At 70.0% G+C, this 15,155-nt stretch carries 10 protein-coding genes; 3 read left to right on the forward strand and 7 right to left on the reverse strand.

All coding sequences use genetic code 11. From position 1 onward, the window contains the following. The 7 genes from HUT12_RS00185 to HUT12_RS00215 all read right to left on the reverse strand — a co-directional run bounded on the left by HUT12_RS00185 (window position 1) and on the right by HUT12_RS00215 (window position 12,255). Complete coding sequence (locus tag HUT12_RS00185) at window positions 1-1,188, reverse strand: GNAT family N-acetyltransferase (protein WP_176092203.1); 1,188 nt, start codon at window positions 1,186-1,188, stop codon at window positions 1-3. After that, window positions 1,188-2,504 carry a diaminopimelate decarboxylase gene (gene lysA, locus HUT12_RS00190; protein WP_131053731.1) on the reverse strand — a complete coding sequence of 439 codons (1,317 nt, stop codon included), beginning with the start codon at window positions 2,502-2,504 and terminating at the stop codon, window positions 1,188-1,190. Before lysA ends, HUT12_RS00185 begins: the two co-directional genes overlap by 1 nt. A gap of 60 nt (window positions 2,505-2,564) precedes the next feature. Further along, a complete protein-coding gene (locus HUT12_RS00195) occupies window positions 2,565-4,793 on the reverse strand; it encodes a GNAT family N-acetyltransferase (protein ID WP_176092204.1) in 2,229 nt (742 codons plus the stop codon). 66 nt (window positions 4,794-4,859) lie between these two features. Beyond that, window positions 4,860-6,113, reverse strand: coding sequence for an MFS transporter (locus HUT12_RS00200; RefSeq protein WP_176092205.1), 1,254 nt, complete (start codon window positions 6,111-6,113; stop codon window positions 4,860-4,862). Then, window positions 6,100-7,698 (reverse strand): cobalamin-dependent protein, encoded by a 1,599-nt coding sequence (locus HUT12_RS00205; RefSeq protein ID WP_176092206.1) that lies wholly within the window; start codon window positions 7,696-7,698, stop codon window positions 6,100-6,102. Before HUT12_RS00205 ends, HUT12_RS00200 begins: the two co-directional genes overlap by 14 nt. A 14-nt stretch (window positions 7,699-7,712) precedes the next feature. Further along, window positions 7,713-9,266 carry a radical SAM protein gene (locus HUT12_RS00210; RefSeq protein ID WP_176092207.1) on the reverse strand — a complete coding sequence of 518 codons (1,554 nt, stop codon included), beginning with the start codon at window positions 9,264-9,266 and terminating at the stop codon, window positions 7,713-7,715. Between the two features lie 28 nt (window positions 9,267-9,294). After that, window positions 9,295-12,255 (reverse strand): amino acid adenylation domain-containing protein, encoded by a 2,961-nt coding sequence (locus HUT12_RS00215; RefSeq protein ID WP_176092208.1) that lies wholly within the window; start codon window positions 12,253-12,255, stop codon window positions 9,295-9,297. Window positions 12,256-12,766: 511 nt separating this feature from the next. On the opposite strand from HUT12_RS00215, the gene HUT12_RS00220 reads away from it, so the two are divergent. The 3 genes from HUT12_RS00220 to HUT12_RS00230 are packed head-to-tail and all read left to right on the forward strand — an operon-like array spanning window position 12,767 to window position 15,137. Continuing rightward, window positions 12,767-13,519, forward strand: a complete 753-nt coding sequence (locus HUT12_RS00220) for a basic amino acid ABC transporter substrate-binding protein (RefSeq protein WP_236145567.1) — start codon at window positions 12,767-12,769, stop codon at window positions 13,517-13,519. Then, the gene (locus HUT12_RS00225; RefSeq protein ID WP_176092210.1) at window positions 13,516-14,310 is read left to right on the forward strand and encodes an amino acid ABC transporter permease; all 795 of its coding nucleotides are present in this window, start codon (window positions 13,516-13,518) and stop codon (window positions 14,308-14,310) included. The genes HUT12_RS00220 and HUT12_RS00225 overlap by 4 nt, the downstream gene beginning before the upstream one ends. A gap of 5 nt (window positions 14,311-14,315) precedes the next feature. Then, window positions 14,316-15,137: an amino acid ABC transporter ATP-binding protein gene (locus tag HUT12_RS00230; protein WP_131051401.1), complete on the forward strand. Its 822-nt coding sequence runs from the start codon at window positions 14,316-14,318 to the stop codon at window positions 15,135-15,137. Window positions 15,138-15,155: the final 18 nt, after the last annotated feature.

Here is a 15,155-nt window from a genome sequence, read left to right on the forward strand (position 1 = left end):
TCACCTCTCCGGTGCCCGAGGGGGTTGAGGGGGTGTGCCGTCGCCCCACACGCGTACCGCCTGCTCATGGTCCGAGCCGGGCGACGCGAAGGAACGTACGAGTTCGGCGGAGAGGTCGGCCGGTGGCCGGACCAGACCGGCCGTCCAGCGCGGTTCGGCGCCCCGGGCGCGTTTGGCGCCGTACGTGCCGGCGCCGAGGTGGACCTGACCCAGGCCGCGTTCCGCCGCCAACTCCCGGGGCCGGTACATGCTGAGGTTGAAGTACGAGTAGGGCGCCGCCCCCTCGGCGAACCCGGCGGCGCGGACGTACACCCCGTCGGGCCACAGGTAGTTGAGGCTGAACCCGACCACCGTGTCGCCCGCGTACTCCAGGAGCACGTGGCTGTACGCGTCGAGCGCCGGCACCTGCGAGGCGAAGTAGGCGTGCATGTCGGCGTCCGTGTCCGGCCCGCCGTACTTGCGCTGCGTCGCGCCGAGCAGCGGGGCGATCACGTCCACGCAGGCGGAGAGCGGCACCGTCGCCACCCGGTCGACGGCGGCCTCGTACCGGCGGCGTTCCCGTCGCCACTCGCGGCGCCCGGCCGTCGCGGCGGAGTCCTCGCCGACGTGCACCGGCAGCACCGCCTCGGCCGACAGCGGCGCGGCCACCGGCGGCGGACCGTCCGGGCCGACCGCCCGCGTCCACGCGGCCCGGTACGCCGCGACGTTCGCCACCGGTGTGTAGAGCAGCGCGACGCTGGCCGCGCCGAGCCGTGCGGCCAGCGCCTCCACCTCGGTGAAGAGGGCGGTCAGCACGGCGTCGCGCCGGTCGTCGGTGAGGTCGTCGGCGATCGCCACCGCGCCGTGGTAGCCGGCCCGCGAGCCCACCAGCAGCACCGGCAGGAAGGCCGCGTGCTCCTCGGGCGACAGCGACCGCCCGAGGTTCTCCTCGGCCATGTGGCTCGGGCTGTAGGCCAGGTTCATCGACGGCACGCTCGCGCCGTGCCACAGATAGGTGGCCACCGCCGCCAGCGGGATGCCCGCCGCGTCCTGCACGACCAGGTAGGTGGTGTCGAACGACCTGTCGGTCTCCGACCAGGCGACCCACGGGTAGCCGAGGTAGAAGCCGTCACCGGCGGCGAGGCCGTTCCACACGTCCTCGCCGATCTCGGTGACCGAACGTCGGGTGGTGACCGACAGGTCGTCCATCAACTCCCCTGGTGGTCGCCGTCGTCGAACAGTTCGAGGGCCACCAGGTCGTCGTAGGTCTCCCGACGGCGGATCAACGTCACCTGGTCGCCGTGCACCAGCACTTCGGCGGGCCGCTGCTGGCTGTTGTAGTTGCTGGTCATCGTCATGCCGTACGCCCCGGCGGTGAAGATGGCGAAGTGTGCGCCGGGCTCCAGCTCGGGCAGCGAGCGACCCCGCGCCAGGTAGTCGCTGGACTCGCAGATCGGCCCCACCACGTCGTACGAGGTCAGCCCGGCCAGGCCGGACACGTCCCGGGAGACCGGCGTGGCGTCGGCAGGGGGCTGGACCGGCCACATGAAGTGGTAGCTGTCGTACATCGCCGCTCGGGCCAGGTGCGTCATGCCCGCGTCGAGCACCACGAGCTGCCGTTCACCGGCCTGCTTCAGGTAGCGGACGGTGCTGACCAGGACACCGGCGTTGGCGGCGATCGTGCGACCCGGCTCGAAGATCACCTGACCGCCGAGGCGGGCGAACCCGGTCAGCCGGGGGATGATCGCCTCGGCGAAGTCGTCCCAGCTCGGTGCGGTGCGGTCCACGTACTCGGCGGGGAAACCACCACCCAGGTTGAGCGTGGTGATGCGGTGCCCGGCCTGTTCGAGCTGGGCCACCAGGGCCATCAGCCGGTCGAGCGCGGTGGCGTACACCTGCGGGTCGAAGATCGGGCTGCCCAGGTGGACGTGGAAGCCCTCGATGCGCAGCGCCTCGTCGGCGGCGGCCTGCGCGAACAGCGCGGCGGCGCGGTCGATGTCCACGCCGAACTTGCCGCCCCGGGTGCCGGTGGTCGTCCGCGCCGGGGTCCGCTCGTCCGGTGCCACGTCCGGGTTGACCCGGATCGCCAGCCGGGGACGCCGGCCCTCCTGCCGGGCGATGCGGGACAGCAACTCCACCTCGGCCTCGGACTCGACGTTGATGCAGCGGATGTTGCGGACGACCGCCTCGCGCAGCTCGGCCTCCGACTTGCCGACCCCGGCGAGCACCGTGCGCTCCGGGTCGACGCCCGCCAGCATCGCCCGGTGCAGTTCGCCGCCGCTGACCGCGTCGACCCCGGCGCCCTCCCGACCGAGCAGCCGGAGCAGGTGCACGTTGCTCAGCGCCTTCGCCGAGAAACAGACCAGCGGGTTGACCGCGTCGAACGCCTTCGCGAAGCGACGGTAGTGATCGATCAGGGTGCTCGCCGAATAGACGTAGGTGGGTGTGCCGAAACGCTCGGCCACCGAGGTCAGCGGGACCCCTTCACAGTGCAGCGTGCCGTCGCGATAGGTGAACTCGTCCATCTGTTCCTCATTCAGGAGATCAGCGCACAGGATATCCGTCCACTCAACGAAGATCGGCCCCTACCTGTGCCGGTAGAGAGCATCCTGTTCGAGAGCACGAATACGCTGGTAATCCTCCTCCAGACGACTCGGATCCTCGGCGATCAGATAGAGATGTCCGGGTGAGGTGAACAGGTCGACGGTCCGGTGCACCGGAGTGTCCGGAAGCAGATTCAACGCCGACCCGCAGAGCACCGAGGGGATCTCGGCCAGGCGGTCGGCGGCACCGTCGGCGATCAGACCGTCGTAGGGGGCCACCAGGCAGACCACCATCAGGGCGCGGTGGCGGTGGTACCCGCTGCCGAGACGGCGGCGGAAGCGCTCCGGTACGGCGTACCGCTCGACGGTCAGCGAGAGCTGACTCTCCCCGGTCGCCTGCGTCGGCCCGTCCGGCGTGACGCCCCCTTCGAGGCGGGCGCCGGACTCGATCAGCACCGGTCCACGGTCGTCGACGAAGAGTTCGGTGTGCGCCGGACCGTCGTGTACGCCGAGCGCGTCCAGCACCCGTTCGACGAAGATCCGCACCTGGTCCTGGAGATCGCCGGTGCCGTCCAACAGGACCTGCCGGTCGTACACCGGCCGTCCGTCGACGAAGATCCGGTCGTCGCGCCAGATCTCGTGGACGTGGTGCCGGCCGTCGAGACTCACGCTGTTGACGAAGTACTGCTGACCGACCAACTGCTCCTGCACCAGCAGCGCGTCGTTGACCTGGGCCATCGCGTTGGCCGAGCCGAGCAGCTTGCCCGCCGCCGACCGGGCCTCGGTGCCGTCCGCGCAGAAGTGCACCCCCTCGGAACCGGCGCTGGCGGCGGGCTTCACCACGACCGGGAGCACCCGCGTCGCGGCCAGCCAGTCGTCGAGTTCCTCGATGCTGCGGATCTGGGTGCCGAGCGGCACCCGCAGACCGGCGCGGGCGGCGGCGGCCATCATCGCCGGCTTCTGCCGCCGGGGCCGGTCGTCGGCGCGGGAGTTGCCCGGCAACCCCAGCTCGGCGGCGAGGTCGTCGGCCAGGTCGACGCCCCACTCGCAACCGGGGATCACGTGAGCCGGGCGCAGCGGTGCGAGCTGGTCGGCGAGCTGTCGGACCGCCGCCGGACCGTCGCCGGCGGCGGTCAGCACGTCGACGAACTCCTCCCGGCGCAGCCCGGCGGCGTACCGCTCGTTGATGGTGCCGGTGAGGACGGCGACGCAGCGCCGACCGTGCCGGGCGAACGCGGGTGCCAGGAGCGCACCGGTGGAGAACGGGTCGACGATCACGATGGTCTCGTCGGTGTCGGCGGCGACCGGGTCGAGGCGACGGCCGGGGCGGCTCTGCGGTGACGCCGCGACCACCTCGGTCACGAACGACGCCCGGTAGGGGCGCAGGTCCAGCCCGACGGCGGGGCTGAGCACGTCCAGCCGCATCGGCAGCGGGTCCGCCCAGGTGGCGGCCCGCTCGGGCGGTCGGGCGTAGCAGAGGCTCAGCACCGGGTCGGCGAACCGGTCGGTACGCAGCACCAGCTCGGCCTCGTCGCACCCGTCGTCGTCCGGGTCGAGGTGGTGCAGCGGGACCGGGACGAAGCCGAGGCGGCTCTTGAAGCTGAGGAGCCCCGCCTGGGCGATGTGGCCGTACAGGGTCGGGTCGGTGCCGAGCGAGATCCAGGGGAGGCCACGCCGGGCGCTCTCCTCGAACGCGGCCACGTAGAGCGCGCGGCTGATCATCCCGCGTCGCGCCTGTGGCCGGGCGGCCGAGAAGGCCACCCGCAGGGCCTCGGGCGTGACCCGGCACATCACCGCGCCGACCAGCTCACCGGCGGATCTGGCGGTGACCAGCACGAAGTCGGCGAGTCCGGCCTCGGTCGCGGTGACCGCGTGCGCCGCCGGCAGGCCGTACGGCATGGTGGCGATCTGCGCGTCGTAGACGGCGAGGAACTCGCCGAACAGGTCCGGACCGATCCGGTCGTGCACCTCGACGTCGAGCCCCGCCGACTCGACGTACCGCAGCGCGTGGCGGACGTTCTGCCGTTCCGCCTTCGGCAGGGCGGCCAGGAAGTCCGCCGTCCGCTCCGGCGTACGCCGTCCCCAGGTCACCCAGCGTGGCTTGAGTCGGAAACCGGACGCCGTCAGATCCGCCCACCGGTCCCGGGCCGGATCGGTGACGACCACCAGGTCGACGTCGTCGAATCCGACCCAGGCCCGGTCGAGCGCGTCCTCGGTGGACATCTCCCACCTGCGGACGCCGTAGTAGTCGCTCCCCCCGAAACCGGACACGCGTCCCCCCTCGCTGCTGCTGCGGATCCCGGCCCGGTGGTGCCCGGCGAACGGTGGCTCAGCCGGTCACGATGCGCTGCCGACGCTGGCCGGGGCATCGACGCGACTCAGCGTATCCCGCACCCACAAGACGGCCGCGAGCGCGACGAGCGCGGCCACCGGGGACAGCAGACGTGCCTCGGCGGGGCCGAACCACCCCAGGACCGCGCCGGCCAGAAGGGTGCCCGCCGCACTGCCGACCGCCATCATCGTCGCGGCCAGAGCGAACGACTCGTTGATCACCGTCTTGGGCACCATCCGGCCGAGCAGCCCGAACTCCTCGGCGCTGAGCGCCGCCAACGGGAGGCCGGCGAGGAACAGGCAGACCGCGAGCACCGGGATCGAGGTGGCGAAGACCAGCGGGATCATGCAGGCCAGCGCCACCGCCAGCAGCACCAGGTAGCGGTGTACCGCCCGGCGGGTGTGCTGTCGCGCGCCCCAGACCAGCCCGCCGAGGACGCTCGCGGCCGGGGGCAGGGACAGCAGCGCCACCCCGGTCGCGGCCGTGCTGCCATGTGCCGAGACGGTGGCCGGCACCGCGACCTCCAGGACGGCGAAGGCGGCGGCGGCGGCACCGGCGGCGACCAGGATCGCCACCACGCCGGGAACTCGCCAGGGGCGACGGGAACGCGCCGGACCGTCACCGGTCGCGTCGGCCTCCGCCGACCCGTCCGGCTTGCGCATGGTGGCGACGGCCGGGGCGCTGCCGTAGAGCAGCGAGCCGACCACCAGCATGCCGCCGGCCAGCAGGGTGGTGGCCAGCGCGCTGAAGACGCCCGTGAACAGGCCGGTCGCCGCCGGCCCGATCACGAAGAACACCTCGATCAGCACCGCTTCCAGGGCGTTGGCGGTGTTCAGCTTCGGTCCGGGCGGCAGGATCAGCGCCCAGGCCGCCCGGACGGTCGAACCGACCGGCGCCATGCTGAGCGCCACCGGCACCACGGACGAGATCAACAGCCAACCGGGCCCCTGGTTCGCGGCGACGAACCCGACCAGCGCCACCGCGTGCAGCAGCGCTAGCACCGGTAGCACCCGGCGCAACCCGTGGCGGTCGATCAGTCGACCGTGCACCGGCCAGGCGACCGCCAGGCCGCCGCTGAAGAGGGCGAGCGCGGTCGCACCGGCCGAGTAGGACCCGGTCTTCTCACTGACGTGCAGGAAGATCGCGAGTGGCTCGATCGCCACCGGCAGTCGGGCGAGCATCGCGGGCAGCATCACCCGGGGTACGCCGGGGGTACGCCAGAGTTCGACGTACCGCCCGACGGCGTCAACCAGCGACACGGGCGTCCAACCTGGCCACCGGGGCCTCGTCGGCACCGGACCCCGGCCGGTAGATCCCGTCGTACTGGTCGATCAGTGACCCGTTCAGCGCCTCGGTGAGCCGGAGACGCTGCTCGAACAACTCGTAGTACGACAGGTGCTTGGACGGCATCGGCGAGAGGTAGACGCTGATCACCTCCGGAGTCTGCTCGATGTCGAAGGCGAGCCGGTCCGCCTTCTTGCGGAAGTCCGCAGTGCCGGGCAGCAGTGTCCGGTTGAACACGTTGAAGTAGTTGGTCGCCTCGGGACTGGCCTCGACCAGCCGATCCTTGAGTTCGAGGCACCGGTCCAGGTACATGTCGATCATCGATTGGTCATCGTCGTCGTGCCCGATCAGCATGTTGAACGTCAGATATCGGACGCCCAGGTCCAGCATGGACGTGATGATCCGCATCTGCTCCTGGAACGGACGCAGCTTACGGAACTTCTGGGTGGGCTCGTCCCCGAGGTATTCCAACGGGATCTGGACCCGATAGCAACCGACCCACCGGTCACCGCTGGTGTCGTTCCAGAACAACGTCTCCATCAGTTCCCGGTCCACCTCACCGAGGTCCAGGAACTTGCCGAATTCGAGCCCGTTGGCGAACTCCCAGGAGAACTCGTACTCACGGGCGATCCGGAAGATCTCCAGGGTGTCCTCGCGGCCGGAGTCGTGCAGCAGCGTGCCCCGGCCGGACCGCTGGATCCGGGAGAGCGTGTTGTCCTCCTGGAAGAGGATGTTCGAGATGCCGACCGACCGGAAGTAGTCGAAGTGCCGGCGCACCACGTCCGGCTTCATGTAGCGGTAGTGCCCCCGCATCGGGGTCGCGCAGAACGAGCAGGTCCGGTAACAACCGCGCGAGGTCTCGAAGCAGGTGAACGGTGCCCGTACGGTCTTCGGCGGCTGACCCTCGCCGGTGTCGTCATAGATGGACAGGTCGTCGATCAGGTCGAGTGCCATCGGCGGCAACTCGGCCAGGTTGAGCTGGGGACCGCCCATGATGACGATGCCGTCGCCGATCCGGCGACTGAGCACCGACTCCTCGATCGGTCTGCCGGTGGCCCGGGCCTCGACCACCCGGGCGAAGGTCTGCTCGCCTTCGAGCTGGATCACCACGTCGAAGCCGTTGGCGAGGTACCACTCGGGCCGGGCGGTGACGTCCATCCCGCCGCCCACGATCAGCGCGTCCGGGTTGGCCTTCTTGAGGAACTTGGCGAAGTCGGTCACCACCCGGGCCGAGTTGGTGAAGTTGTTCGAGATGCCGATGACGTCGGCGGCCCGCGCCTCGTCCGCGTAGTTCTCGAAGGCGCCGCCGTAGCGGATGCAGTCGACGGTGCGGGGCCCGTACGCGAACGAGGCGTAGTGCTCGGGCTCACCGGCGTCGACCTGGGTGTCGACGATCCGGAACTCCGCGTCGACACCCCACTCCCGCAGGTACGCCCGCGCTCCGGCGGCCAACGTGACGAGAGCGCTCTTGGGGTTGCGTACCCGCACCGGGCTGATCGTGGTGCCCTCGTCCCGGAACGACTGCCCCGGGTACGGGGCGTAGAAGAGGGTGACGCGCATGGTCGGACCTCCCGTCAACCCGCGTAGATGCCGTCGTAGAGACGGTGCATCTCGCGGTCGTTGAGCATGTTCGTCATTTCGAGACGCTTCTGATAGATGTCCCAGTAGGTGAAGTGGTCGGTGTTGATGGCCGACAGGAAGATCCCGATCACCTCGGGGTTCTCGTCGATGTCGAACTGGAGCAGCGAGCGCAGCGTCACCCAGTCGCGGGCGCCCGGCAGCAGCGACAGGTTGAACACGTTGAAGTACGGCTTGTACTTGCCCTTGCCGACCGAGGTCAGCTCCTCCTTCAGCCGCATGCAGTAGTCGGTGAAGATGTCGATGCCCTCGCGGTCGTGCTCCGGGTAGCCGATGAACAGGTCGTACGTCTGGTGGCCGACCCCGTGGTCGGTGAGCATGGTGGCCAGGACGTTCACCTGCTCGTCGAAGCCGAGCAGCTTGGGGAACCGGCGCTTCTTGACGTTCATGTTGTCCAGCGGGATCTGCACCCGGTAGCAGCCCACCCACCGGCCGTCGACGGTCTCGCTGCCCAGCAGCGCGTCGGCGAGTTCGTGGTCGAAGCTGCCGTTCTGCATGAACTTGCCGAACTCGATGCCGTTGGCGAACTCCCAGGCGAAGCCGTACTCGCGGAACATCCGGAACATGGCGAGGACGTCCTCGCGCCCGGAGTCGTACAGGTAGCGGCCGGCGCCGTTCTGCTGGATCCGGGAGAGCGGATTGTCCTCCTGCCAGACGATCGTCTTGATGCCGTACTCCTGGAAGACCCGGAGGTGCTTCTCCATCATGGGCAGGCTCATGTAGCGGTAGCCGCCCCGCGACGGTGCGGTGCAGAACGAGCACCGCCACGCGCATCCCCGGGAGGTCTCCCAACAGATGAAGTTGCCCTGCACACCGGCAGGCGGCGGACCCTCGGCGGTGTCGTCGTAGACGGACAGGTCGGGGATGAGGTCCAGCGCCATCGGCTCGATCGAGTCCATCGGCACGGTCTCGGAGGTGTCGACCTTGTGGGGGATCAGCCGGCCCGGCAGCGAGATGTTCGGCACCGTGTTCAGGTCCTGCTTGCGATAGACGGCGTCCACCAGCCGCGCGAAGGTCAGCTCGCCCTCCCCGCGCACCACCGCGTCGGCGCCCCGGGCCAGGTAGTACTGCGGACGGGCGGTGCAGTCGACCCCGCCCACCACCACGATCGCCTTGGGGTTGATCCGCTTGATGTGCAACGCCAGGTCGGCCACGATCTGCGCGCTGTTGGTGAAGTTGCAGGTGATGCCGTGCACGTCCGCCGCGCGGATCTTCTCGTTGGCCTCCTCGAACGGGGTGCCGTACCGGTAGCAGTCCATGACCCGGGGGCCGTACGGCAGCGACTTGTACTTCACCCGCTGCCCGCCGAGCTGGAGATCGATGATCTCGATGTCGCAGGAGTAGCCGAAGTGCGGTGCGTACGCCCGCAGCCCGGCGGCGATCGTGGTCAGTGCGCTCTTCGGGTTGTACGGTCGCTCGGTGTTGATCGGCTCGCTCTCGCCCTGGAAGATCTGCGAGGGGTAGGGAGCGTAGTAGAGATTGACCTTCATGGCGTCTCCTGGACCCGTTGGTCGCGGTTCACTGAGCTGTCCCGCTGGACAGATGAGGACGGCCCACCGCTGCGTGGTACGTCCGGTTGAGACGGTCGATCATCACGTCGATCTCCCTGTCCCGGCTGGTGCCCCAGTCGAGGCCGAGTCCCCGGGCCAGCCGGGTGGCTCGGGGAGTCTCGGTGCCGACCAGAGCGTCGTGGACCACCTCGGCCAGTGGCTCGGCCTCCGCGGCGGTGCGGGGACGCAGCACGGCGAGGCAGCGCGCCACCTCGTCGTCGCCGACCGCGTCGGCAGCCCGGTCGAGGAACTCGTCGTAGCTGATCTCCGGCAGTGGTCGGTCCTCGACGCGTAGCCGGGCCAACAGGTCGGCCACGGCCACGGAGGCGGGTGCCACCACGTTCAGCACACCCTCGGCGGGCGTGCGGCGGTGCGGGTCGGCGAGCGCGGCCACCATCCGGGCGACCACGTCGACCGGCGTCCAGTCCACCCGCAGCCGGGTCGACGGGCGTACGCCGAGCCGCAGGCAGAGCCGCAGGATCATGGTCACCGTCGAGCGCGGGTTGGCGTGGCCGGTACGGGAGTGTGCCGCCACCTCGCCGAGCCGGACGACGGCGGCGGGTACGCCCTGCGCGGCGGCACCCCGGACGAGTTGCTCGGCGACCCACTTGGACTGGCTGTAGCCGTCGACCGGCGGTGCCGACGTGAGCGCGAGGAACGCCTCGGCCAACGGCGTTCCGGGTGTGCTCCGGACCGTGGTGGTGGAGAGCGTGACCAGGCGTTTGCGGACCTGCGTGCCGGCGAGGTCGACGAGCGTCCGCAGCCCGTGCACGTTGGTGTCGCGCAGGTCGAGGTAGTCGCGGAGGGTGTCCACCCGGCCCGCCGAGTCCACGATCGTGCCGACCTCCCGGCTCAGCCGCCGCCAGTCGTCACCGGAGAGACCGAGCTGCGGTCGGGCCAGGTCACCGGCGAGCGCCGTCCACCGGTGCGCCGCTGCCGACCCGCCACCGGTCGCGGCCAGCACGTCGGCCACCCGACGCGAGGCGGCCCCGTCGTCGGCGGCCCTCACCAGGCAGACCACCGGCCGGTCGCCATGGGCCAGCAGCGCCGCGAGCACCTGTGCGCCGACGAAACCGGTCGCCCCGAGCAGGAGGACCGTGCCAGGGTCCTCGGCCGGTCGTAGCGGTGCGGTGCCCAGGTCACCGAGCCTCGCGTCCCGGGCCAACTCGGGTGCCACGGTGGTGGACGTCGGCAGGGACGGGCCGCCGCGGACCAGGTCCGCCTGGGCCGGGATGGTGGAGGCCCGGACCAGGTCGCGGGCGGCGAGCCACACCCCGAACGTCCGTTCCAGGTCGACCGCGAGTCGGGCGGCGCCGAGCGAGGTCCCGCCGAGGCAGTAGAAGTCCTCGTCGTACGCGCCGAAGCCGAGCACCCGCGACCAGATCTGGGCGATCCGCGCCTCCACGCTCCCCGGCGGGTACGCCGGACCGGGCCCGTCGGTGCCCGGCGGAACGTCGGTGAGGTGCTCCCGCAGACGCTGCTGGTCCACCTTGCCGTTCGCGAGCAGCGGCAGGCTGTCGAGGCGGACGAAGCGGCCCGGCACCAGCTCACCGGGGAGACCGGCGCGGGCGTACTCGCGCAGCGTCTCCTCGCCCACCTCGCCGTCGGCCGAGTAGAAGCAGACCAGCGCCGGGGTGGCACCGGTCTCGTCCACGAGCACCGTCACCTGACGCAGGCCGGGTGCCGTGACGAGGGTGCACTCGATCTCGCCGAGGTCGACGCGTACCCCGGCGATCTGGACCTGGGCGTCGCGTCGGCCGGTGAACATCAGCAGGCCGTCGTCGCGCACCCAGCCGAAGTCGCCGGTGCGGTAGAGCAGGTCACCGGGAACGCCGGCGTACCGGTTCGGCACGAAGACCTGGCGGGTGCGGTCGGTGTCGCCGTGGTAGCCCGCGCCGAGACACAGGCCTGCGAGGTGGATCTGGCCGACCTCGCCGCGCGGTGTGGGCGCGCCGTGTTCGTCCAGGAGCAGCACGGACGTGTTGGGCAGCGGCAGGCCGAGCGGGATGACCTGGCGGTCGTCGTCGCCGACGGCGTGGAAGACCGAGCCGATCGAGGCTTCGGTGGGCCCGTAGGTGTTGGTCACCCGCACGTCCGGGAACATCCGCCGGAACGCCTGCACGGCCGGTGGTTTGGCGGCCTCGCCACCGATGAAGACCTGCCGCATCGACGCCAGCAGGTGCCGGTCCTGCGGCCGGCTCCGCAGGCGCTCGACGAGCAGGTCGAAGATGCTCGGCACGAAGTCGGTCATGGTGACCCGGTGCCGGTGGATCTGCGTCAAGGTGGCGTCGAAGTCGAGGATGCCGGTGCGGTCCGGGATGACGACGGTGGCGCCACGGGTCAGCGGCCACAGCAGTTGCCAGATCGACGAGTCGAAGGTGTGCGCGGAGTTCTGGAGCACCACCGCGCCGTCGGCGGCGAACCGCTCGGTCATCGACAGGAAGCGGTTCACCAGACCCCGGTGCAGGTTGACCGCGCACTTGGGCAGTCCGGTGGAGCCGCTGGTGAAGAACGCGTAGATCGGGTCGTCGGGTCGGGGCCGGGCCGCGACGACGGGTGCGGCGACCGCGTCCGGGCCGGCCCGGACGCCGATCACCGGCCGATCGGTGGCGGGCGGTGGCGTGCCGACGACCGCCCGGGGGGCGAGGTCGTGCAGCATCCGCTGCTGCCGCTGGGCCGGCCAGGCCCGGTCGAACGGCACGAAGGCGGCACCCGACCGCATGGTGCCGAGCATCGCGACGAGTTGCTCGACGCGATCGTCGAGCAGCAGGGCGACGAAGTCTCCCCGCCGTGTGCCGCGCGCGAGCAGGTCGGCGGCGACCACGTCGGCCAGCCGGTCGACGTCCCGGTAGGTCAGCGCGCCGGCGGGATGGACGACCGCGACGGCGTCCGGGTGACGCCGTACGGCGTCGTCGACGAGGTCGACCACGGTCCGGTGGAGCGGACGTGGCCGGGTGGGTCCTGTGAGGAGAGCGCCGACCTCAGCGGGATCGCGGTGGACGCGCTCCATTCCGAGAATCGTCAATGCGCAGCTGAGGATGCCATCGAGGGCACCTCCCCCGAGGTGTGCTTCCGCGCGACCGGCGGTGCCGGCCGACGGCGCGAGTGGTAGGTCTACATTGACCCGGGTCGGACCCTAACGGCGGTCTCGCGCGCCTGTCAACGCATTGACGGGTGTGCGTCTTGGCAGGTGCCGGAAGGGCAGGTGAGCGGCTTCGGGGAAATTGTCCGATGGCGATGACATGTGCCTTCCGTCCGGTGCATCCAGGGGGACGGAAAACCGATCGCCGGACGTCTGTCAGCGGACATCTGGATCGGGTACCGTGCGCTCTCATCGGCCGTGGCTTCCGGCCAACGGGGACGAAGCGAAGGGACACCGCGTGACTGTGCAGAGCCCGGTCCGGAAGGTTTGCCTGGTAGTGGCGGTGGCCGCTCTCGTCGTGACAGCGGGATGCGCCAAGGAGGACAAGAGCGAGGTCCAGGCCAGCGGCGTCAAGCTCATCGAAAAGGGCAAGCTGACCGTGTGCACGCACCTGCCCTATCCGCCGTTCCAGTCGAAGGACGCCGCCGGTGAGGTGATCGGCTTCGACGTCGACATGATCGACCTGGTCGCCCAGGAACTCGGCGTCGAACAACGGATCGTCGACACGCCCTTCGAGGGGATCAAGTCCGGCCAGGACCTGAACACCGGAAAGTGCGACGTCGCCGCCGCCGGAATGACGATCACCGAGGAACGGCAGAAGGTGATGGACTTCTCCGCGCCCTATTTCGACGCGACCCAGGCGATGCTGGTCAAGACCGGTAAGCCGTACAAGTCACTGGACGACCTGCGGGGCAAGAAGGTCGCCGTCCAGGCCGCCACCACCGGTCGCGACTACGCGCGGGGCCTCGCGACGGAGAAGGGTCTCGAACTCGTCGAGTTCGAGGACCTGGCCGCCGAGCAGCAGGCCCTCGCCAACGGGCAGGTGGAGGCGGCCATCAACGACCTGCCGGTCTGGACCGAGTACATCAAGGAGAACCCCGGCGGGTTCGAGGTGGCGGCCGAGTTCGACACCGGTGAGCAGTACGGCTTCTCGGTCCGCAAGGACGACAACCCTGAGCTGCTCAAGACCATCAACGAGGTGCTCGACCGGGCCAAGCAGGACGGCACCTACGAGCGGGTCTACGAGAAGTGGATCGGCCCACGACCGTGAAACTGCGTCGTCGTCAGCGCGAGCGACTGTCCCTCTGGCTTCAATACCTGGCCTTCGTGGCGGTCGCCGCGCTGGTGATCGGCAGCGCGGACTGGGGCAGGCTCGCCGACGCCTTCTTCCGGGTCGACATCATCAGGTCGATGTTCCCGACGATCATCACGGTCGCGTTGCGCAACACGATTCTCTACACCCTGGGCGCTTTCGCCTTCGGTCTCGTGTTCGGCACGCTGCTGGCGTTGATGCGGTTGTCCCGGGTGGCGCCGTACCGGTGGGTCGCGACGGCCTACATCGAGTTGTTCCGGGGGCTTCCCGCGCTGCTGGTGCTCTTTCTGGTCGGGTACGGCATCCCTATCGCCTTCCCCGAGCGGGAGATCCCGGGCGGGGTGTTCGGCTCGATCGCCATCGGTCTCGGACTGACGGCGGCGGCGTACATGGCCGAGACCATTCGCGCCGGTATCCAGGCGGTTCCGAAGGGGCAGATGGAGGCGGCCCGTACGCTCGGCATGTCGCACTTCACCGCGATGCGCGCCATCGTCATCCCGCAGGCGTTCCGTATCGTCATCCCACCGTTGACGAACGAACTCATCCTGCTCACCAAGGATTCGTCGCTCGCCTACGTGCTCGGCGTGACCGCGCAGACCATCGAGATCACGAAATTCGGCCGGGATGCGCTCAACGATCGGGTGAACGCCACACCGTTGCTGGTTGCCGGCTTCACCTATCTGATCATCACGTTGCCGTTGTCCCAGCTCGTACGGCGTCTCGAACTCCGTTACGCGAAAGCCCGGTGATCCGGATGTCGAATGATCGGGTCCGCCCCGCCGTACGAATCAGTGATCTGCACAAGTCGTTCGGGTCGCTGGAGGTGCTTCGGGGCATCGACGTCGAGGTCGGTCACGGTGAGGTCGTCTGTGTCATCGGGCCGTCCGGTTCCGGGAAGTCCACGTTGCTCCGCTGCGTGAATCTGCTGGAGGAACCGACCTCGGGCCGGATCTGGGTCGGCGACGTCGAGATGACCGACCCGGACGTCGAGATCGACAGGGTCCGTCGGGGCATCGGCATGGTGTTCCAGTCGTTCAATCTCTTCCCGCACCTGACCGTGCTGGACAACCTCACCATCGCCCAGCGTCGGGTGCTGCGGCGCGGTCGCGCGGAGGCCGAGCGGATCGCGCGGGGCAACCTCGCGCGGGTCGGTCTGACCGACAAGGCCGACGCGTTTCCGGCGCAGCTCTCCGGTGGACAGCAGCAGCGGGCGGCGATCGCCCGGTCGTTGTCCATGGATCCGGAGCTGATGCTCTTCGACGAGCCGACCTCGGCCCTCGACCCGGAGCTGGTCGGTGACGTGCTCACCGTGATGCGGAAGCTGGCCGAGGACGGTATGACGATGATGGTGGTGACCCACGAGATGGCGTTCGCCCGGGAGGTCGCCGACCGGGTGGTGTTCATGGACGGCGGGGTGGTCGTCGAGCAGGGGCCGCCGCAGGCGGTGCTCGGTGCTCCCCGGCACGAACGGACCCGGGCCTTCCTCGCCCGGGTGCTGGACCCGACCCACGTGGCGGAACTGGACCGGCCCGACCGGGCGCCGGAGCCGCCTTCGGCTGGTGACGACGGTCGGTGACGCTTCACCGCGTGCCGG

Source organism: Verrucosispora sp. NA02020, from assembly GCF_013364215.1.
Taxonomy (GTDB): domain Bacteria; phylum Actinomycetota; class Actinomycetes; order Mycobacteriales; family Micromonosporaceae; genus Micromonospora.

Bases quoted from the DNA above. Each gene is read 5' to 3' on its own strand.
- HUT12_RS00185 (WP_176092203.1), bottom strand. From the start codon at position 1,188: ATGGACGACCTGTCGGTCACCACCCGACGTTCGGTCACCGAGATCGGC.
- lysA (WP_131053731.1), bottom strand. From the start codon at position 2,504: ATGGACGAGTTCACCTATCGCGACGGCACGCTGCACTGTGAAGGGGTC.
- HUT12_RS00205 (WP_176092206.1), bottom strand. From the start codon at position 7,698: ATGCGCGTCACCCTCTTCTACGCCCCGTACCCGGGGCAGTCGTTCCGG.
- HUT12_RS00210 (WP_176092207.1), bottom strand. From the start codon at position 9,266: ATGAAGGTCAATCTCTACTACGCTCCCTACCCCTCGCAGATCTTCCAG.
- HUT12_RS00230 (WP_131051401.1), top strand. From the start codon at position 14,316: ATGTCGAATGATCGGGTCCGCCCCGCCGTACGAATCAGTGATCTGCAC.